This is a genomic window from Vibrio sp. 10N.286.48.C11 (assembly GCF_041469805.1).
Lineage (GTDB): Bacteria > Pseudomonadota > Gammaproteobacteria > Enterobacterales > Vibrionaceae > Vibrio > Vibrio crassostreae_C.
The window spans coordinates 1-20,386 of the sequence record NZ_JBFRLK010000127.1; the positions used below are offsets into that span (position 1 = coordinate 1).

Annotated in this window: 17 protein-coding genes; 4 read left to right on the forward strand and 13 right to left on the reverse strand. The window is 44.9% G+C overall.

The features are described from left to right. Positions 1-128: 128 nt before the first annotated feature. Together AB4209_RS21675 and hupA are read right to left on the reverse strand one after the other, a co-directional pair. The gene (locus AB4209_RS21675) at positions 129-827 is read right to left on the reverse strand and encodes a DUF1481 domain-containing protein (protein ID WP_372057333.1); all 699 of its coding nucleotides are present in this window, start codon (positions 825-827) and stop codon (positions 129-131) included. Between the two features lie 47 nt (positions 828-874). Next, on the reverse strand, positions 875-1,147 hold the full coding sequence (hupA, locus tag AB4209_RS21680) for a nucleoid-associated protein HU-alpha (protein ID WP_004729753.1): 273 nt from the start codon (positions 1,145-1,147) through the stop codon (positions 875-877). A 270-nt stretch (positions 1,148-1,417) separates the two neighbouring features. Between hupA and AB4209_RS21685 the strand changes: the two genes are divergently transcribed. Further along, positions 1,418-2,584: a CNNM domain-containing protein gene (locus AB4209_RS21685; RefSeq protein WP_017068860.1), complete on the forward strand. Its 1,167-nt coding sequence runs from the start codon at positions 1,418-1,420 to the stop codon at positions 2,582-2,584. An 80-nt stretch (positions 2,585-2,664) separates the two neighbouring features. Here the strand turns inward: AB4209_RS21685 and AB4209_RS21690 are convergent, their stop codons facing one another. Next, the gene (locus tag AB4209_RS21690; RefSeq protein WP_017062699.1) at positions 2,665-3,252 is read right to left on the reverse strand and encodes a YjaG family protein; all 588 of its coding nucleotides are present in this window, start codon (positions 3,250-3,252) and stop codon (positions 2,665-2,667) included. A 71-nt stretch (positions 3,253-3,323) separates the two neighbouring features. Here AB4209_RS21690 and AB4209_RS21695 point away from each other — a divergent pair, with 71 nt between their 5' ends. Beyond that, positions 3,324-4,250, forward strand: coding sequence for a D-2-hydroxyacid dehydrogenase (locus AB4209_RS21695; protein ID WP_136974345.1), 927 nt, complete (start codon positions 3,324-3,326; stop codon positions 4,248-4,250). After that, positions 4,250-4,843: a uracil-DNA glycosylase family protein gene (locus AB4209_RS21700; RefSeq protein WP_372057336.1), complete on the forward strand. Its 594-nt coding sequence runs from the start codon at positions 4,250-4,252 to the stop codon at positions 4,841-4,843. Before AB4209_RS21695 ends, AB4209_RS21700 begins: the two co-directional genes overlap by 1 nt. A 103-nt stretch (positions 4,844-4,946) precedes the next feature. On the opposite strand, the gene hemE is transcribed toward AB4209_RS21700, so the two are convergent. Beyond that, positions 4,947-6,014 carry a uroporphyrinogen decarboxylase gene (hemE, locus tag AB4209_RS21705; RefSeq protein WP_017060530.1) on the reverse strand — a complete coding sequence of 356 codons (1,068 nt, stop codon included), beginning with the start codon at positions 6,012-6,014 and terminating at the stop codon, positions 4,947-4,949. 299 nt (positions 6,015-6,313) lie between these two features. Then, the gene (gene nudC / locus AB4209_RS21710) at positions 6,314-7,123 is read right to left on the reverse strand and encodes an NAD(+) diphosphatase (protein ID WP_017060529.1); all 810 of its coding nucleotides are present in this window, start codon (positions 7,121-7,123) and stop codon (positions 6,314-6,316) included. A gap of 165 nt (positions 7,124-7,288) precedes the next feature. On the opposite strand from nudC, the gene rsd reads away from it, so the two are divergent. Beyond that, the gene (gene rsd, locus AB4209_RS21715) at positions 7,289-7,786 is read left to right on the forward strand and encodes a sigma D regulator (protein ID WP_171732696.1); all 498 of its coding nucleotides are present in this window, start codon (positions 7,289-7,291) and stop codon (positions 7,784-7,786) included. Between the two features lie 330 nt (positions 7,787-8,116). Here rsd and rpoC read toward each other — a convergent pair whose 3' ends face one another. The 8 genes from rpoC to secE all read right to left on the reverse strand — a co-directional run bounded on the left by rpoC (position 8,117) and on the right by secE (position 20,136). Next, positions 8,117-12,319, reverse strand: a complete 4,203-nt coding sequence (rpoC, locus tag AB4209_RS21720; protein ID WP_017068865.1) for a DNA-directed RNA polymerase subunit beta' — start codon at positions 12,317-12,319, stop codon at positions 8,117-8,119. Positions 12,320-12,410: 91 nt separating this feature from the next. Then, positions 12,411-16,439 carry a DNA-directed RNA polymerase subunit beta gene (gene rpoB, locus AB4209_RS21725; RefSeq protein ID WP_017060526.1) on the reverse strand — a complete coding sequence of 1,343 codons (4,029 nt, stop codon included), beginning with the start codon at positions 16,437-16,439 and terminating at the stop codon, positions 12,411-12,413. 235 nt (positions 16,440-16,674) lie between these two features. Next, entirely contained in the window at positions 16,675-17,043 is a 369-nt protein-coding gene (rplL, locus tag AB4209_RS21730) for a 50S ribosomal protein L7/L12 (RefSeq protein ID WP_017060525.1), read from the reverse strand. Between the two features lie 57 nt (positions 17,044-17,100). Next, on the reverse strand, positions 17,101-17,595 hold the full coding sequence (gene rplJ / locus AB4209_RS21735; protein ID WP_017060524.1) for a 50S ribosomal protein L10: 495 nt from the start codon (positions 17,593-17,595) through the stop codon (positions 17,101-17,103). A gap of 250 nt (positions 17,596-17,845) precedes the next feature. Further along, the gene (gene rplA / locus AB4209_RS21740; RefSeq protein ID WP_017068866.1) at positions 17,846-18,550 is read right to left on the reverse strand and encodes a 50S ribosomal protein L1; all 705 of its coding nucleotides are present in this window, start codon (positions 18,548-18,550) and stop codon (positions 17,846-17,848) included. Positions 18,551-18,554: 4 nt separating this feature from the next. Continuing rightward, entirely contained in the window at positions 18,555-18,983 is a 429-nt protein-coding gene (gene rplK / locus AB4209_RS21745) for a 50S ribosomal protein L11 (RefSeq protein WP_010435555.1), read from the reverse strand. Between the two features lie 213 nt (positions 18,984-19,196). Next, positions 19,197-19,745, reverse strand: coding sequence for a transcription termination/antitermination protein NusG (gene nusG / locus AB4209_RS21750; RefSeq protein WP_010435556.1), 549 nt, complete (start codon positions 19,743-19,745; stop codon positions 19,197-19,199). 13 nt (positions 19,746-19,758) lie between these two features. Further along, complete coding sequence (secE, locus tag AB4209_RS21755) at positions 19,759-20,136, reverse strand: preprotein translocase subunit SecE (RefSeq protein ID WP_010435558.1); 378 nt, start codon at positions 20,134-20,136, stop codon at positions 19,759-19,761. Between the last annotated feature and the right edge of the window lie 250 nt (positions 20,137-20,386).

Here is a 20,386-nt window from a genome sequence, read left to right on the forward strand (position 1 = left end):
TTTAACTGATCGGCATTACCTCAATAGGCGCCTTTTATTATCTCATTTACACAAGAATCTGTATTTGTACAGACAAATAGGCACTTGGCCTACAGTAGGCCAAATACTCTCAATCCTTTGATTACTCGCTATTCTTTCAACAATGATGGCCTAACGACACAATCATGGCTGTCTTCAGCCAGCATCAGTAACTCTTCCACGCTCATCTTACCCAGTGAATCACTGCCAAGAAACGCCGCATAGCTTTCCACAGACGCCAATCGGTCAATCACGAAGCCTGGCAAGGTCTGGTTAAATTCAATGCGATCAAACTCACCACCAGCGCACGTTTTAAAAGAGCTGCCATTCCAGTAACCCTGAATCAGCCTAAGCCCTTCATCATGCTGCTTCGTTGTGGTCTCTAGAACCGACGTCGCTTCTTTCTGATAGTTTTCAAGCTGCTTGGCTTGGATAGGTAAGATTTTGCTATCAATACGATACTGTTGATACACAGCTTCGCCTGACTTATTGAAACGCACATGGATTCGATAGGGAACCAGCTCATTAGAAGAGTTACGCTGCTCGCCTTCACGAATGAATTCACGAAGCACGCCTTCTGACCAAGCATAATCAGTTTGGTACCAGCCGTAATCGCCGACAGTGACGTAGTCAGCTGAAGTATGAGGTTGTGTTAGCTTGTTTGTAACCCAGTAGAAACTCGTCGCGTCGCCCATGACTTGGCCGCCAGTGTGAGTTTCAAATTGCTCTAGGTTTTTGCGAGGGCTTGTTGAAGAACAGCCAATAAGAAATGTAGATAATAGTGAAACGAGAAGAAATGCTTTTTTCATAAAAACCTGTACCGAGGTGGAATACGACTACCTCGGTACAGTTTAGATTATTTCACTGAATCTTTCAGCGCTTTACCTGCAACAAATGCTGGAACATTTGCAGCAGCGATTTGGATCTCATCACCAGTTTTTGGGTTACGACCAGTGCGAGCTGCACGGTGGTTTACTTTAAAAGTACCAAAACCAATTAGCTGAACTTGATCGCCATCTTTAAGAGCATCTGTAACACCGCCAAGAGTCGCTTCTAGAGCAGCTTTAGCTTGTGCTTTAGAAAGGTCCGCTTTTTCAGCAATAAAGTCGATTAATTGAGTCTTGTTCATTTTAGGTTTCCCTTCTTTGTATTTTTGAATTCAATTCACTCTAAAACATAAATGCCCCATCTGGCAAAGGTTTGTCGTCGATCTTTAGCTCTAATGCCGTAGTTTTAGCCATAATATGAGTAATAACTCACAATTTGTTACTGATTTTATTAAGCAAGCCCTTGTTTAAAAGGGGCTGAGAGCAAAATTAATGATGACCTAGCCACTACTTTTTCACTATAATCCACGCTGAATCGCTGCTAAAGCGTACAATTTAATTTAAGGGCAAACATGCTGCTGCTATCTATTTACGTCTCCATTGCTATTGGAGTTTCTTTCATTTGTTCTGTTTTGGAAGCTGTACTTTTGAGTATTAGTCCGAGCTACATTGCTCAACTAAAACAAAATGGGCACCCTGCAGCAGAGTCTTTAGACAAACTGAAAACAGATATTGACCGCCCGCTTGCGTCAATTTTAACGCTCAACACCATCGCCCATACTATCGGTGCTGCGACAGCAGGTGCACAAGCGGCTGTCGTTTTTGGTAGCCAATGGTTAGGTGTCTTCTCTGCCGTGCTAACGCTAGGTATCTTGGTATTATCTGAGATTGTTCCAAAGACCATTGGTGCAACCTACTGGCGTCAACTTGCCCCTGCTTCGGCAAGCGTGCTGCGCTGGATGGTGTTCTTCCTAACACCGTTTGTCTGGTTCTCAGAACAGATCACCAAACGTCTTGCTCGTGGCCACCAAGCACCAAAAATGCGTGATGAGCTATCTGCAATGGCGATTTTGGCAAAAGAGAGCGGCGAGTTTGCAGAAGGCGAATCAAAAATCCTGAGCAACCTACTGGGTATTCAAGATGTACCCGTGACTCAAATAATGACGCCGCGCCCAGTGGTATTCCGTGTTGATGCGGAAATGAGTGTCAATACCTTCCTAGAACAACATAAAGACACGCCATTCTCACGCCCGCTGGTTTACAGCGAGCAGAGTGACAACATCATCGGTTTTGTTCACCGCTTAGAGCTGTTTAGATTGCAGCAAGCCGGTTGTGGTGAGAAAGCTCTGGGTGAAGTAATGCGCCCTATCCACGTGTTGCTGAACAACATGGGCTTGGCTAAAGCCTTTGACCAGATGATGGCAAACCGCCTGCAACTGTCTTTAGTTGTGGACGAATACGGCACTATTCAGGGCATCATCACCCTAGAAGACATCTTTGAGCACCTAGTGGGCGAAGAGATTGTCGATGAAGCGGATAAGACGACTGATATGCAAGAACTGGCGTTCCAACGCTGGGAGAAGTGGAAAGAGACACACGGTGTTATCGAAAACCGCGATGACGAGGACGAGCTAGAGGAAGAAACTCCAGCAGACAACGACTCTTCAGATGCAAAATCAACGAATGACGACGACGCATCAAAAGACAAAGTGCAGAACGAAGACAAAAAAGACGCTTAATCTCAATTTGATACCGTCAGATACCACAAAGGCTCCCTAGGGAGCCTTTGTTTTTATTCGTACCTTGGTGCAATTGCGAATTATAGCGCAACACCAATGTTACTGACAGGGTCTTCACGCAGTTCGTGGCGTAGGTCTTTGATCAACTCTAAGTCACGCTCAGTCGTTTCACGTAAAGGTCGGAAAATGGCCCACTGAACGTCCCACTCTTCACATACCGCTTCGTTTTCTTTCTGGTTTTCGTTCGTCACTTCTTCAGCGCCTTGAGCAAACTCAAGCTCAGCAACCGTCTTCACCGATTGTTGACTCACTTTAATTACCGCTTCCAACATATGTTCACGGTCAAGCAGACCATGAATTAGCGTTGCTAGGCCTTGGCATGCGTCCATTGCTGGGTAAACACCATAAAAATCAAAATCATCACCGCTAGGGAATAGCTCTTCAACCTTCTCAAGTTGACGCTCAAAGTTCACCTTTGCTGTTTTAACCGTCAGGATTTCCCAAATGCTATCCAAAACATCACGATAGATTCGAGCTTCCGCAAATTCTGTATTCTCACAAAACATGGCATAGTTAGGGTACATACGCTCACATAGACACGCCATAAAGGTAATTTGTTGCCAAGGTTCTAACTTTTCAAGACGAACCTGCAGTGGATTCTGAAGCATAGTCACTCAATAATTGCAGAAAAAGACAGCGAAAGTGTACTTGATAAACCCTGGGGGGAAAAGGTAAGCCGATGAACAATTTTACGAATAAGCTCTATATTCTTACTGAGCATGACGATACCTATACGCAACTGATTCTAAACCAGGATTTACCCGACCTAGAAATCACTCAAAACCCCGAATCAGCACAGATTGTCTTGGCGTCACCACCTCTAATCGCAGAACGCCTCAGCGAGTTTAAAGAGCTAGACTGGGTACAGAGTACCTATGCTGGAATCAATAAACTCACTCAGCCAGATCTGCGTCAGGACTATACGCTAACCAACGTCAAAGGCATCTTTGGCCCGGCTATCGCAGAATACGTATTGGGTTACACAATCAGTCACTGTAGACACTTCCCTCATTACCACCAACATCAACAACAACGAAACTGGCAGCCACAGCTTTATACTAGCCTAACTGACAAAACTATGGTGATTTTAGGAACAGGTTCAATCGGCAGTCATTTGGCAAAAACCGCGGCGGCTTTTGGTATTCATACCATAGGTGTCAACCGTACGGGTATCCCATCCAAACAAGAAACCTTTAAAGAGACTTTCCACATCAATGAGATAGAGGCTGCCCTTAAGCAGGCCGATATTGTGGTCAACACCTTGCCATCAACCGCTGAAACCTATCAGCTGTTGAACCAAACCACGTTAGGTTACTGCTCTAATGTGTTGCTGTTTAATGTCGGTCGAGGGGAAAGTATCGACAATAAAGCCTTGTTGCTCGCCATAAAAAACAGATGGGTAGAACACGCATTTTTAGATGTGTTTGAAAGTGAACCCCTCTCTCAGGAACATCCTTTCTGGAAACTACCGCAAGTCACCATCACTCCACACATCGCTGCACTCAGTGAGCCAAGACAAGTAGTCGAGATCTTCGCAGAGAATTACAAACAGTGGCGAGATGGCTTTACACTTAATCATGTCATCGATTTTGATAAAGGTTACTGATGTCCTCTTCGTTACTTAAAGAGATTCGACAATGCCGAGCTTGTGAGCCTCACCTATCACACGGTGCCAACCCGGTGATTCAAGCGCATCCAAACGCGCGCTTGCTGATCATAGGTCAAGCGCCGGGTATCAAGGTGCATGAGTCGTCGATCCCTTGGAATGACGCCAGTGGCGAACGATTAAGAGGATGGTTAGGGATAGATAGCGATACTTTTTACGACGAGCAAAAAGTCGCGATTGCGCCTATGGGGTTTTGTTATCCGGGGAAAGGGAAAAGTGGTGATCTCCCACCACGCAAAGAGTGCGCGGAGCTTTGGCACAACAAAGTGCTGCAATCTCTACCCAATGTTCAAATGACACTGCTGATTGGCCAGTACGCACAAAACCATTACCTAACAAACAAAACCACCAGCACATTGACCGAAACCGTGCGTGATTGGCAAAGGTGGGCGCCTGAGTTTTTGCCATTACCCCACCCTTCGCCACGCAATAATATCTGGCTCAAGAAGAACCCTTGGTTTGAAAATGAAGTCATTCCTTATATCAGGAAACACATCTCAGAGCATTTGGCCTACCATGATCCAAATGCCTGATTAACTGCACACAATAAGATTAAACCGCCATCAAATGCCAATTTCAGACAATAAAAAAGCGCTGTTGGTTTCCCAACAGCGCTTTCAATAATCTTACTCAGAATTACTTGTGGTAAGGCTTAGACAATTCGTGAACAGCGTCAACGAATACACCAGCATTCTCTGGCGGTACATCTAAGTGGATACCGTGGCCTAGGTTAAATACATGACCTGTACCACCGTCACCGAAGCCTTCAAGGATGCTGCCCACTTCTTCGCGAATACGTTCAGGTTGAGCGTAAAGCATTGAAGGATCCATGTTACCTTGCAGAGCAACTTTGTCGCCGATGCGAGCTTTTGCATCTGCGATGTTGATTGTCCAGTCTAGACCAACCGCATCACAACCTGTTGCTGCGATAGACTCAAGCCACATGCCGCCGTTCTTAGTGAACAGAGTAACCGGTACACGGCGACCTTCGTTTTCACGGATTAGGCCATCAACGATTTTGTGCATGTATTGCAGTGAGAATAGGTTGTAGTCACGAGGAGTCAGTACACCACCCCATGTATCAAATACCATTACCGATTGAGCACCCGCTTTAATTTGCGCGTTCAAGTATTCGATAACACTGTCAGCCAGCTTGTCTAGAAGCAGGTGCAGCGTTTGTGGTTCTGCGTACATCATCTTCTTGATCTTAGTGAATGCTTTAGAGCTTCCACCTTCAACCATGTATGTCGCTAGAGTCCATGGGCTACCAGAGAAACCAATCAGTGGCACTTCGCCTTTCAGGTCTTTACGGATCTGACGAACGGCATTCATTACGTATTGAAGCTCACCTTCTGGATCTGGTAGGCCAATCTTCTCTACGTCAGCTTTACACGTGATAGGACGCTCAAACTTAGGACCTTCACCTGTTTCAAAGTACAAACCTAAGCCCATTGCATCAGGGATAGTTAGGATGTCTGAGAACAAGATTGCCGCATCAAGCGGGAAACGACGTAAAGGTTGAAGTGTTACTTCTGATGCCAGTTCCGCGTTTTTGCACAAAGACATGAAATCGCCCGCTTCAGCGCGCGTTGCTTTGTATTCAGGAAGATAGCGGCCAGCTTGGCGCATCATCCATACCGGTGTGTAATCAACAGGCTGTTTTAAAAGTGCGCGTAAATAGCGATCGTTTTTTAATTCGGTCATTCCGTTAAATTCCAATTCAATCTTGTCTAGTTTTGATGGCAAGTATTCTAACACTGATTGAAGAGTAAAAGCTGTGTGCTTTGCAACCTAGATCAAGTTATTAACTTTTAAATCAATGCTTAATTTGCACCCAATTACGGGAGCATGTTAAAAATTTGTTCGCTAGCGAAAATTACAATTATAACATCTGAGTAGTCACTACTCAGCATCTCATAACGACATCTTACTTACCCCCTCCACTTGTGGAGGGTTTTTTTTAGCTTTTGATCACCCATAGGCCAAATACTATCACAGGCAAATTAGTGCTCTAGTATCTGCTCAGTCACACCATCTTTCATCACGTCATCAACGGTTTTCTCAATCAACTGTCTCGCAATGGTTCCAACAGGAGCAACATCAGGCAGGCTTGTTACGTCAAACCATTGAGCATCCGATAGCTCGCTGTAGTCAGGCTTGAGCGTACCACCAGCATAATCTGCGAGAAAGCCCATCATCATACTCGATGGAAACGCCCATGGCTGGCTGCCAAAATAACGAATATTATCGACATCGATACCCGTTTCTTCTTTGACTTCTCTTGCCACACACTGCTCTAAGGTCTCTCCAACCTCTAGGAAGCCCGCTATCACGGTATACATGCCTGTTTTATGTCTTGGGTGCTGCGCAAGCAATATCTTGTTGTCGTTTCGCACAGCGACAATGATGCACGGGAAGATACGAGGATAATGAAGTGTGCGGCAATCTCCACACTGCATCGCCACCTGGTTATGGTTGAGATGATTTCGACCACCACACTGAGGGCAAAAACGCATACTTTGAGTCATATGCCCATATTGGATGGCTTTGCTTGCAGTCAAGAAACTCACTTCAGGCCAGTGCAGTAACTCTCTTAGGCTGACCATGCTCAGCTCATTCTCCACATCACAATCGTTGAGCCAATACACCTTGCGACCTTGATGCTGACCAATACAGATTGCATGCTCCACACTCAGCCCAAGCTCTTCAGCAGAGCCAAACGGAAACTGATCATTATTAACCCAAATATCACTACCAGAAACGACGCACCAATAAGCTTGCTCTGTCATTTTGTTATCACTTTTTTTTAACATCCCTATGCCTCATTGCTTGCAGTTCGTTCATTTTACTGGCAATCTAATTTCATACTAGAGTTGTAGCAGAGAATAATTCAAACTATTACTTTTAGTAGCTACCAATAAAATGGACCCTGCTTAGGCAATTACTTGATCACAAGGTTGTGATCAGATCATGAGGACATGGTCATGCTAAATAAATTCAAACAAGTACAAGAACAATGGGGTGGCTCTAATGAGGTCATCGATCATTGGCTCGAAACTCGACAGTCTCTAATCGTTGAGTATTGTAAGCTAGGTGCCTTGCAGCCAGCTAGCAACGGGCAATCAAACGTTGTTGAACTCCCTTCCCCTAAAGAAATAAGCTCATTCTGTGATCATGTTGTCGATTATATCTCAGAGGGTCATTTTAAGATCTACGATATGGTCATGAAAAAATGGCAAGCAACAGGCTTTAAAACCAATGACGAGATTGATACAACTTACGCGAAGATCGTACTTACAACCGAGCCGCTTCTAGAATTCAATGATAAGTACGTTAAAGTAAATGCAGACGATGAGTTGCCTAACTTCGAAGGAGATATGTCCAAAGTAGGTGAACTACTCGAACTACGTTTTGAAGTAGAAGATAATCTTATCCAGCTTATTGCAGACAGTTTAGCGATTCCACCAGGCGCTTAGTTAGCCGAATCCTTAATAAGCTTGCCTCTGTGCAAGCTTTTTGTTTTGTCTGTAAGGTTATCCAAACTACCCAGAACCTTTCAGACATAGCTTACTCGCTCGCCCTGACCTTTAGCCATAAGCATATGGTTACAGCCCTAATCAGCCTAGTCATCTCTACCCTTTATCTTACTGGCCTCAAAGAGCACTCTTCAGGACATAAATCCAACCTCACCAGCTAGATAAGCACACCTATCACTTTATAAGTCATAGCTAAATACCAATACGCCAGATACAAAAAAGGCACCCGAAGGTGCCTTTTTCTTATCTCTTAGAGACTACTCGTAGAGCTTACTCTTCTGAAGAGAAACCAGCGTTTAGAAGTGCTGCTAGATTGTCAGTAGCTTGTTCAGCTGAAGGACCTTCTTGCTCTTCTTCACGTTGTTTTTGACGCTCTTGGTGGTATGCGAAACCAGTACCAGCTGGGATCAGACGACCAACAATTACGTTCTCTTTCAGACCGCGAAGGTCATCACGCTTACCAGAAACCGCAGCTTCTGTTAGTACGCGAGTCGTTTCTTGGAACGATGCAGCTGAGATGAATGACTCAGTTGCAAGAGATGCTTTAGTAATACCTAGTAGATCACGTTCGAAACGTACTAGTTCTTTACCTTCAGCTTCTAGCTTACGGTTAGCAATCTTAACATTGTGGTACTCAACTTGTTCGCCAGGTAGGAACGGAGAGTCACCAGAATGAGTGATTGTACACTTACGTAGCATTTGACGAACGATAGTCTCGATGTGCTTATCGTTAATCTTTACGCCTTGTAAGCGGTAAACTTCTTGAACTTCGTTCGCGATGTACTGAGTTACTGCGTGGATACCACGTAGACGCAGGATATCGTGTGGAGTTTCAGGACCGTCGGCGATTACATCACCACGTTCAATCTTCTCACCTTCGAACACGTTCAATTGACGATGCTTAGGAATCATCTCTTCGTAAGCGTCACCGCCTTCACGAGTGATTACTAGACGACGCTTACCTTTCGTTTCTTTACCGAAAGACACAGTACCTGTGTGCTCAGCAAGGATCGCAGGCTCTTTAGGCTTACGAGCTTCGAATAGGTCAGCTACGCGTGGTAGACCACCGGTGATATCTTTGTTTCCGCTCGATTTTTGAGGGATACGAGATAGTGTGTCACCAATGCCAACTTCAGCGCCATCTTCGATGTTTACAATCGCTTTGCCAGGTAGGAAGTAGTGAGCTGGCATCTCTGTACCAGGGATCATTACGTCGTTACCTTGCTCATCAACAAGTTTGATAGCTGGACGCATATCTTTACCTGCTGCTGGGCGAGCTGCTGCGTCTGTAACTTCACTTGAAGAAAGGCCCGTTAGATCGTCAGTTTGACGAGAAACTGTAATACCATCGATCATATCTACGAATTGGATACGACCTGCCACTTCAGTGATGATTGGCATGGTATGCGCTTCCCAGTTAGCTACAACTTCACCAGCAGTAACTGCTGCGTTGTCGCCTTTGGTTAGCATCGAACCGTAAGGAAGTTTGTGCTTCTCTTTAGTACGGCCGAATTCATCAATAATCGTCATCTCAGATGCACGAGAAGTGATAACCAGTTTCTTATCTTTGTTAACTACGAACTTAGCATTGTGAAGTTTCACAGTACCAGTTGTCTTAGCTTGGATGCTGTTCTCTGCTGCTGCAGTAGATGCCGCACCACCGATGTGGAACGTACGCATCGTTAGCTGTGTACCCGGTTCACCGATAGATTGTGCAGCGATAACACCAACTGCTTCACCTTGGTTCACTAGGTGACCACGTGCTAGGTCACGACCGTAACACTGTGCACAACAACCGAAGTCTGCATCACAGGTAACAACAGAGCGCACTTTCATGCTATCTACTGAGTTGTCTTCCATGATTTGACACCACTTCTCATCAATCAGAGTATTACGTGGAATCAGTACATCTTCAGTACCAGGCTTAAGAACGTCTTCAGCTACTACACGACCTAGAGCAAGCTCAGAAAGTGCAACTTTAACGTCACCACCTTCGATGTGAGGCATCATGTCAATACCTTCATGCGTGCCACAGTCATGTTCGTGTACTACAACGTCTTGAGCAACGTCTACTAGACGACGAGTTAGGTAACCTGAGTTTGCTGTTTTCAGTGCTGTATCCGCAAGACCCTTACGAGCACCGTGCGTTGAGATAAAGTACTGAAGGACGTTTAGACCTTCTTTAAAGTTCGCTGTGATCGGCGTTTCGATGATTGAACCATCTGGACGCGCCATCAGACCACGCATACCTGCTAGCTGACGAATCTGAGCTGCAGAACCACGTGCGCCCGAGTCGGCCATCATGTAGATGCTGTTGAACGATTCTTGCTGTTCTTCTTCGCCGTCACGGTTGATAACTGTTTCAGAAGATAGGTTATCCATCATTGCTTTCGCAACGCGGTCATTCGTAGATGCCCAGATATCGATAACTTTGTTGTAACGCTCACCCGCAGTAACAAGACCAGATTGGAATTGCTCTTGGATTTCGCGAACTTCTTCTTCAGCAGATTCAATTTCATCGTATTTCGCTTGAGGTACAACCATATCGTCGATACCTACAGAAACACCAGAAAGTGCAGCGTATGCAAAACCTGCGTACATGATTTGGTCAGCAAATACTACTGTATCTTTTAGACCAAGCTTACGGTAACACTCGTTAAGAAGAGTAGAGATCTGCTTCTTACCTAACTTTTGGTTAACGATGCTGTACGGTAGGCCAGCTGGAACGATTTGCCATAGCATTGCACGGCCGACAGTTGTATCAACCATCTTCGTTTCAGTAGTGCTGTTACCATCTTCGTCTACTACAGTTTCGGTGATACGTACTTTAACGCGAGCGTGTAGCTCAGCAGTCTTAGTACGGTATGCCTTTTCAGCCTCAGCAGGGCCAGCAAGGTACATACCTTCGCCTTTCACGTTGATCTTGTCACGTGTCATGTAGTAAAGACCCAATACAACGTCCTGAGAAGGTACGATGATCGGATCACCTGACGCTGGCGACAGAATGTTATTCGTCGACATCATCAGTGTACGTGCTTCAAGCTGTGCTTCTAGAGTTAGAGGCACGTGTACCGCCATTTGGTCACCATCGAAGTCGGCGTTGTATGCAGCACACACTAGTGGGTGAAGCTGAATCGCTTTACCTTCGATTAGTACTGGTTCAAACGCTTGGATACCTAGACGGTGAAGTGTAGGTGCACGGTTAAGCAGTACTGGGTGTTCGCGGATTACTTCGTCCAGGATATCCCAAACGATAGCTTCTTCGCGCTCTACCATCTTCTTAGCAGCTTTGATTGTCGTAGCCATGCCACGAGTTTCTAGCTTGCTGTAGATGAACGGCTTAAATAGCTCAAGTGCCATCTTCTTAGGAAGACCACACTGATGTAGACGAAGGTATGGACCTACTGTGATTACAGAACGGCCAGAGTAGTCTACACGTTTACCTAGAAGGTTCTGACGGAAACGACCTTGTTTACCCTTGATCATATCAGCAAGAGATTTCAGAGGACGCTTGTTAGAACCAGTGATAGCACGACCACGACGACCGTTATCTAGAAGTGCATCAACAGACTCTTGCAGCATACGCTTTTCGTTACGTACGATGATGTCCGGAGCAGCTAGCTCTAGAAGGCGCTTCAAACGGTTGTTACGGTTGATCACACGACGGTAAAGGTCGTTCAGATCTGAAGTCGCAAAACGACCGCCATCTAGTGGTACTAGAGGACGTAGATCTGGCGGCAGAACCGGAAGTACAGTCAGAATCATCCATTGCGGATCGTTACCCGATGCAATGAACGCTTCAACTAGCTTCAGGCGCTTAGTAACTTTTTTACGCTTAGTTTCTGAGTTAGTCGTTTCTAACTCTTCGCGCATTTCTTCCACTTCTTGATGAAGGTCCATTGTTGCAAGCAGATCTTTGATCGCTTCAGCACCCATCTTAGCAGTAAATTCGTCACCCCACTCTTCTAGACGATCCAGATACTCTTCTTCAGTAAGCATCTGAGATTTTTCTAGATCAGTCATACCTGGTTCAGTTACTACGTACATCTCGAAGTAAAGAACACGTTCGATATCACGTAGAGGGATATCCATTAGTAGACCGATACGAGACGGCAGTGATTTTAGGAACCAGATGTGAGCAACTGGTGAAGCTAGCTCGATGTGGCCCATGCGGTCACGACGAACTTTAGTTTGTGTAACTTCAACGCCACACTTCTCACAGATAACACCACGGTGCTTCAGGCGCTTGTATTTGCCACAAAGACATTCGTAGTCTTTAACTGGACCAAAAATACGTGCACAGAACAGACCATCACGTTCAGGTTTGAACGTACGATAGTTAATTGTTTCCGGCTTTTTAACTTCACCAAAAGACCATGAACGGATCATGTCTGGTGAAGATAGACCGATTTTGATTGCATCAAATTCTTCGGTCTTATGCTGTGCTTTTAGAAAGTTTAATAAGTCTTTCACATTCAGCTCCTGTAAGGAGTTAAAGGAGCTCACTGCTGTAGCAAGCTCCCTTTTACCAAATAATCCTATCTTCTTTTAAAAAGAGGAGGGATTACTCTTCGTCTTCTAGCTCGATGTTGATACCTAGCGAGCGAATCTCTTTCAACAGTACGTTGAACGACTCAGGCATACCAGGTTCCATGCTATGGTTACCGTCTACGATGTTCTTATACATCTTAGTACGGCCGTTAACGTCATCTGACTTAACTGTTAGCATTTCTTGTAGAGTATATGCAGCACCGTATGCTTCTAGTGCCCATACTTCCATCTCACCGAAACGCTGACCACCGAACTGAGCTTTACCACCAAGTGGTTGCTGAGTTACTAGGCTGTAAGAACCAGTTGAACGAGCATGCATCTTGTCATCAACCAAGTGGTTCAGTTTCAGCATGTACATGTAACCAACAGTTACAGGACGCTCAAACGAATCACCAGTACGACCATCAAACAGTTTAAGCTGACCAGATTCTGGCAGATCACCCAGTTTAAGTAGTTCTTTGATTAGAGACTCAGAAGCACCGTCGAACACAGGAGTAGCAATCGGTAGACCGCCACGTAGGTTCTTGATCAGTGTACGAACTTGATCATCAGACAGTTCAGCAATATCAACTTTCTGACGAGTATCACCAAGATCGTAAACCTTCTGTAGGAACTCACGGAACTTATGCAGTTCTTGTTGTTCCTTAACCATTTGGTTGATCTTGTCACCGATACCTTTCGCAGCCAAACCTAAGTGAACTTCTAGGATCTGACCGATGTTCATACGCGATGGTACACCCAGCGGGTTAAGTACGATGTCTACAGGCTGACCTTTCTCATCGTATGGCATGTCTTCAACAGGGTTAATCTTAGAGATTACACCTTTGTTACCGTGACGACCGGCCATCTTATCACCAGGCTGGATACGACGTTTAACCGCTAGGTAAACTTTAACAATCTTAAGAACGCCAGGCGCTAGATCATCACCTTGAGTGATTTTACGACGCTTAGTTTCAAACTTCTTATCGAAGTCTGCTTTTAGCTCATCCCACTGCTCAGCAAGTTGCTCAAGCTGTGTTTGTAGCGCATCGTCTTCTAGAACTTGCTCTAGCCATTGCTTACGACCGATAGTATCAAGCTTAGCTTCAGAGTAACCACCAGACAGAAGTACAGCTTTAACACGGTTAAGAAGGCCACCCTCAAGAATTTGGAACTCTTCAGTTAGGTCTTTCTTAGCTTCTTTAAGCTGCATCTGTTCGATTTCAAGTGCACGCTTGTCTTTCTCTACGCCATCGCGAGTGAAGACTTGTACATCGATGATAGTACCCGAAACAGAGTTTGGTACACGTAGAGAAGTATCTTTAACATCAGATGCTTTCTCACCGAAGATAGCACGTAGTAGCTTCTCTTCAGGAGTCAGTTGAGTTTCACCTTTAGGGGTTACTTTACCAACTAGGATGTCGCCACCCTTAACTTCAGCACCAATGTAAACGATACCTGACTCGTCTAGTTTAGACAGAGCAGACTCACCTACGTTTGGAATATCAGCTGTGATCTCTTCAGAACCCAGCTTAGTATCACGAGCCACACAAGATAGTTCTTGGATGTGGATTGTCGTGAAACGGTCTTCTTGAACTACGCGCTCAGATACTAAGATCGAGTCTTCGAAGTTGTAACCGTTCCAAGGCATGAATGCGATACGCATGTTTTGGCCAAGAGCTAGTTCACCAAGGTCTGTTGAAGGACCATCAGCAAGAACATCGCCACGTGCAACTGGTTCACCAGGAAGTACAGTTGGACGTTGGTTAATACATGTGTTTTGGTTCGAACGCGTGTACTTAGTTAGGTTGTAGATATCGATACCAGCTTCGCCAGGTACCAATTCATCTTCGTTAACCTTAACTACGATACGAGAAGCGTCTACAGACTGAACTTGACCACCACGTTTAGCAACCGCTGTAACACCAGAGTCAACTGCGATGTTACGTTCGATACCAGTACCTACTAGAGGCTTATCAGCCTTAAGTGTTGGTACAGCTTGACGTTGCATGTTGGCACCCATCAATGCACGGTTCGCATCATCGTGTTCTAGGAACGGGATAAGCGAAGCAGCGATAGATACTACTTGGTTTGTCGCAACGTCCATGTAGTCAACGTGATCGCGTGGGTGAAGACCAGATTCACCTTTTTGACGAGCTGTGATTAGCTCATCTGCAAACGTACCTTCTTCAGTAAGAATGGTGTTTGCTTGCGCGATTACGAATTGACCTTCCTGGATTGCAGACAGGTAATCAACTTCTTCTGTTACTACACCATCTACTACACGACGGTACGGAGTTTCTAGGAAACCGTAATCGTTACAACGTGCAAACGCAGATAGTGAGTTAATTAGACCGATGTTTGGACCTTCAGGCGTTTCGATCGGACATAGACGACCGTAGTGAGTTACGTGAACGTCACGTACTTCGAAGCCTGCGCGCTCACGAGTAAGACCACCAGGACCTAAAGCAGAGATACGACGTTTGTGCGTAACTTCTGACAATGGGTTGTTTTGGTCCATGAACTGTGAAAGCTGTGAAGAGCCAAAGAATTCTTTAACTGCAGCAGAGATCGGCTTAGCGTTGATAAGATCTTGAGGCATGATTGCATCAAGGTCACCAAGGCTTAGGCGCTCTTTAACGGCACGTTCTACACGAACTAGACCAACACGGAATTGGTTTTCTGCCATTTCACCTACAGAACGGATACGACGGTTGCCAAGGTGGTCGATATCGTCCACTTCACCAATACCGTTACGGATACCAATCAGTTTCTTCATCACTTCGATGATGTCTGATTCATCCAGAGTACCGCGCTCTTCTTCTTCTTCACGCTCGATAGAGCTGTTGAACTTCATACGGCCTACAGTTGATAGGTCGTAACGTTCTTCAGAGAAGAATAGGCTTTCGAATAGAGACTCTGCAGCTTCTTTCGTTGGTGGCTCGCCAGGACGCATCATGCGGTAGATTTCTACCAATGCAGAGATGCGATCTACTGTGCTATCTGCACGTAGAGTGTCTGACATGAATGGACCGTGATCTAGGTCATTCGTGAACAGAGTTTGTAGAGCCTTGTGGCCTGCTTGAGACAGGTTAGCAAGAGCTTCTAGGCTAATCTCTTGGTTCGCGCCAACGATGATCTCGCCAGTTGCTTCGTTGATGTAATCTTTAGATGCAACTTTACCAACGATGTACTCTACTGGTACTTCGATGTGCTCAACGCCATCTTTTTCAAGTTGACGGATATGGCGAGCAGTAACACGACGACCAGTCTCAACGTAAGTTTTACCGTTTGCTTCGATGTCGAATGACGCAGTTTCACCACGTAGACGATCAGGAACCAACTCCATAAGAAGAGTTTGGTCTTTCACTTCGAAGTTCACTTTGTCGAAGAACAGATCAAGGATCTCTTCAGTCGATTTACCAAGTGCACGAAGAATAATCGATGCTGGTAGCTTACGACGACGGTCGATACGTACGAATAAGTTATCCTTAGGATCGAACTCAAAGTCTAACCATGAGCCACGGTAAGGAATTACACGTGCGTTATAAAGAACTTTACCTGATGAGTGGGTCTTACCCTTATCACTGTCGAAGAACACGCCTGGGCTTCGGTGCAGCTGGGATACGATAACCCTCTCGGTACCATTAATTACGAAAGTACCATTGTCTGTCATAAGCGGAATTTCGCCCATGTAGACTTCTTGTTCTTTAATGTCTTTTACAGTACCTGCTGGTGCATCTCGATCAAAGATAACTAGACGTAGTTTTACGCGTAGTGGCTTTGAGTAAGTAACACCGCGGATTTGACATTCTTTAACGTCAAAAACTGGCTCACCAAGACGGTAGCTAACGTATTGCAGCTCAGAATTGCCGTTGTAGCTCTGAATTGGAAATACAGAACGGAAAGCAGCTTCAAGACCGTATTGACCTTCTGGATCCTGTTCGATGAATTTGTCGAAAGAATCAAGCTGGATCGATAACAGGTATGGAATGTCCAAAACTTGTGGACGAGTACCAAAATCCTTACGGATGCGCTTTTTCTCGGTATAAGAGTAAACCATGGGGTTCCTCAGCTCGCTGATAAGTGACCCAAACCACCCAAAACACTCTTCAGAGGGGGTGGTGACAAACAGCTGTTTAGTGGTAGTGAACAATCATTTCGAAAAAATGACTGTTTTTTTGCTCGGATTATGACGGTTAAACAGCGGAAATTTCGCCATAGCCCTACAGCGCAAAAAGGCCGGTGGTTAATAAACCACCAGCCATTAGCCTTGCGGCTATGAAATTAAGTAATAATTACTTGATTTCAACAGAAGCGCCAGCTTCTTCTAGCTGTGCTTTAAGAGCTTCAGCTTCAGCTTTGTCAACGCCTTCTTTAAGCGCTGCAGGAGCTGAGTCTACAAGACCTTTAGCTTCTTTAAGACCTAGGCCAGTTGCGCCACGTACAGCTTTGATAACTTGTACTTTGTTAGCGCCAGCAGCAGTTAGGATTACGTCGAATTCAGTTTGCTCAGCAGCAGCGTCGCCGCCAGCTGCGCCACCAGCTACAACTGCAGCTGCAGCTGAAACGCCGAATTTCTCTTCCATAGCTTCGATAAGCTCAACAACTTGCATTACAGACATTTCTGCAACTGCGTCTAGGATTTGCTCGTTAGTAATAGACATAACAATTCTCTTTTAAGTCAACAATAAGTTTAATTTGCAACCAGTGAAAAGCAAGGCTTAAGCCGCTGCTTCTTCTTTTTGGTCACGTAGTGCAGCGATAGTACGAACCAGCTTGCCAGCAGAAGCTTCTTTCATGCACATCATTAGGCGTGCGATAGCTTCGTCGTAAGTTGGTAGTGTCGCTAGTACTTCAGCATCAGTAACTGCGCCTTCAAATGCAGCAGCTTTGATCTCGAAATCTTTGTTCTCTTTAGCGAAGTCTTTGAAAAGACGCGCTGCAGCACCTGGGTGCTCGTTAGAGAACGCGATCAGAGTTGGACCAGTGAAAGTGTCTACTAGACACTCGTAGTCTGTACCCTGAACCGCACGGCGTGCTAGTGTGTTACGAACAACTTTCATGTAAACACCCGCTTCGCGAGCTTGTTTACGTAGAGAAGTCATTGCGCCAACTTCAACGCCACGAGAATCAGCTACAACTGCAGAAAGTGCACCACTGGCAGCTTCGTTGACTTCAGCAACAATTGCTTTTTTGTCTTGAAGATTTAAAGCCATTTGGATTAACCTCTGGTTGTGATTACAGCACCCAATACAAAATGTATTGAGCGTTTACGATGTTATTTAAAAATGAATAAATCCACTTCAAACCACAACATCGCCTACGTAGGTTTTATTAAGCTATCAATAATCTAATGAAAATCGACAGCGCCTACGGTCTTGGGATAGATGATTTCAAATTGCTTTAAAACCACCCAACCACAAATATTAGGCGCAGAAGTATACACTAAATCTGCGCCTAAGCAAATTAGTTTGCTTGAGTATCAAGACTAGCTTGATCAACAGCAACACCAGCACCCATCGTAGTAGAGATGCTTACTTTCTTCAGGTAAGTACCCTTAGCTGAAGAAGGCTTAGCTTTCTTAAGAGCAACTAGAAGTGCTTCTAGGTTCTCTTGAAGCTGGCTAGCTTCGAAAGATGCTTTACCGATAGTAGTGTGGATGATGCCGTTCTTGTCGTTACGGTAACGAACCTGACCAGCTTTAGCGTTCTTAACCGCTTCAGCAACGTTAGGAGTTACAGTACCAACTTTAGGGTTTGGCATAAGGCCGCGTGGACCTAGGATTGTACCTAGTTGACCAACAACACGCATTGCATCTGGAGAAGCAACAACTACGTCGAAGTTCATTTCGCCTTTTTTCACTTGCTCAGCAAGATCTTCCATACCAACGATATCTGCGCCAGCAGCTTTAGCAGCTTCTGCGTTTGCACCTTGAGTGAAAACAGCAACGCGGATGTCACGGCCAGTACCGTGAGGTAGCACAGTTGCGCCACGAACGTTTTGGTCAGATTTACGAGCATCGATGCCTAGGTTAACAGCAACGTCTACAGACTCAACGAATTTAGCAGTCGCTAGTTCTTTTAGAAGAGCAACAGCTTCGTTGATTTCGTATTCTTTAGTTGAGTCAACTTTGTCGCGGATTACGCGCATACGCTTAGTAAGTTTAGCCATGATCTTATCCCTCTACCACTAGGCCCATTGAACGAGCAGTACCAGCAATAGAACGTTTCATTGCTTCGATGTCAGCACCAGTCATATCAGCAGCTTTAGTTTCTGCGATTTCCTGAACTTGAGCGTCAGTAACAGTACCAACTTTCTCAGTGTTTGGACGACCTGAACCAGACTTAACGCCAGCAGCTTTCTTAAGAAGAACAGCAGCAGGTGGAGTCTTAGTTACGAACGTGAAAGAACGGTCGTTGTAAACAGTAATAACTACTGGAGTAGGTAGACCTTTCTCAACAGATTCTGTTTTTGCGTTGAACGCTTTACAGAATTCCATGATGTTCACGCCGTGTTGACCTAGAGCAGGACCAACCGGTGGACTTGGGTTTGCCATACCAGCTGCAACTTGCAGTTTGATATAAGCTTCAACTTTCTTAGCCATGATATTTCCTAATATTTTGGGTACATGCGCTAGCCGCAAGGCGAGCTCCCCATAAATTCAATTAACTCTTTTTCACTTCCACAGAAGCAAAAAGGCGCGAAATTATAATCATAATTCGCGCCTTTAACAACCCTAAAAAGGTGATTTTTTATACTCTTTTATTTTGAACAACTTATGAAGTATTTATCCACAGCTTGTTCAAAACTTAGAGTTTTAGTCCAGTTTTTCAACCTGACCAAATTCAAGCTCAACCGGTGTTGCACGACCAAAGATCGATACAGATACCTTAATGCGGCTTTTCTCGTAATCTACTTCTTCAACAGTACCGTTGAAGTCAGCAAATGGACCATCGTTCACACGAACCACTTCACCCGCTTCGAACATTGTCTTAGGACGTGGAGACTCGCTCGCTTTCTCTAGACGGTTCAAGATAGCATCAGCTTCTTTATCAGTGATTGGTGCAGGACGATCAGAGGTACCACCAATGAAGCCCATAACACGCGGAATGCTGCGTACTAAGTGCCATGATTCATCATTCATGATCATTTGAACTAATACGTAGCCAGGGAAGAATTTACGTTCACTTTTACGGCGTTGGCCTGCACGCATTTCCACTACTTCTTCAGTAGGTACTAGCACATCGCCAAATAGTTCTTCCATGTTGTGCATTTTAATATGCTCGCGTAGCGACTGTGCAACACGACCTTCAAAGCCAGAAAAGGCTTGAACTACATACCAACGTTTTTTTGGAGCTTCACTCATGAATCAGAACCCTCTACACCCCAGTTGCTAGAGAAACTAGACGGACCATAATGCCGTCAATTCCCCAAAGCACTAGAGACATAACAATACATACAGCTAAAACGATCAATGTAGTTTGCATAGTTTCTTGGCGAGTAGGCCAAACAACTTTACGAATCTCCATACGAGATTCTTTTGCAAAATCGATCGCAGCTTTACCTTTAGTTGTTGTTGCTGCAACGCCTAGTGCGGCAGCAATCAGCACAACTACACCTGCAGCGCGAATTACAACAGACAATTCACCATACAGGTAATTACCCACAACAGCAGCAGCCAACAGAACAAAAGCGACAATCCACTTCATTGTATCTGCTGCACCTGAGCTATCAGGAGTTTCAGCGTTTGCTTTCATAAAACCAACCTGTGATAAGTCTTAAATATAGACGACAATAACCCCGCTGTTGCAGGGCACATTCCTTTGCGTTGCAAAACAACACATCTAACAGTCATTTTAGTCAAAAAGACCGTTTAATTCTTTGCTAAGAGCAAAAATCGATGTCAAAACATCCAACTCTTTTTTTAGCGCAGAAAAAGGGCATCAAATGATGCCCTTTTTACTAGTGGTTCGTCAAATCTTATGCAAAGATTTTAGCTACAACACC

Coding starts and splice junctions, on each gene's coding strand:
- rplL (WP_017060525.1), bottom strand. CDS start 17,043: ATGTCTATTACTAACGAGCAAATCCTAGACGCAGTTGCAGAAATGTCT.
- hupA (WP_004729753.1), bottom strand. CDS start 1,147: ATGAACAAGACTCAATTAATCGACTTTATTGCTGAAAAAGCGGACCTT.
- hemE (WP_017060530.1), bottom strand. CDS start 6,014: ATGACCGAATTAAAAAACGATCGCTATTTACGCGCACTTTTAAAACAG.
- rplJ (WP_017060524.1), bottom strand. CDS start 17,595: ATGGCTTTAAATCTTCAAGACAAAAAAGCAATTGTTGCTGAAGTCAAC.
- AB4209_RS21700 (WP_372057336.1), top strand. CDS start 4,250: ATGTCCTCTTCGTTACTTAAAGAGATTCGACAATGCCGAGCTTGTGAG.
- secE (WP_010435558.1), bottom strand. CDS start 20,136: ATGAAAGCAAACGCTGAAACTCCTGATAGCTCAGGTGCAGCAGATACA.
- AB4209_RS21690 (WP_017062699.1), bottom strand. CDS start 3,252: ATGCTTCAGAATCCACTGCAGGTTCGTCTTGAAAAGTTAGAACCTTGG.
- rplK (WP_010435555.1), bottom strand. CDS start 18,983: ATGGCTAAGAAAGTTGAAGCTTATATCAAACTGCAAGTTGCAGCTGGT.
- rsd (WP_171732696.1), top strand. CDS start 7,289: ATGGTCATGCTAAATAAATTCAAACAAGTACAAGAACAATGGGGTGGC.
- rplA (WP_017068866.1), bottom strand. CDS start 18,550: ATGGCTAAACTTACTAAGCGTATGCGCGTAATCCGCGACAAAGTTGAC.
- rpoB (WP_017060526.1), bottom strand. CDS start 16,439: ATGGTTTACTCTTATACCGAGAAAAAGCGCATCCGTAAGGATTTTGGT.
- AB4209_RS21685 (WP_017068860.1), top strand. CDS start 1,418: ATGCTGCTGCTATCTATTTACGTCTCCATTGCTATTGGAGTTTCTTTC.
- AB4209_RS21695 (WP_136974345.1), top strand. CDS start 3,324: ATGAACAATTTTACGAATAAGCTCTATATTCTTACTGAGCATGACGAT.
- nudC (WP_017060529.1), bottom strand. CDS start 7,123: ATGTTAAAAAAAAGTGATAACAAAATGACAGAGCAAGCTTATTGGTGC.
- AB4209_RS21675 (WP_372057333.1), bottom strand. CDS start 827: ATGAAAAAAGCATTTCTTCTCGTTTCACTATTATCTACATTTCTTATT.
- nusG (WP_010435556.1), bottom strand. CDS start 19,745: ATGAGTGAAGCTCCAAAAAAACGTTGGTATGTAGTTCAAGCCTTTTCT.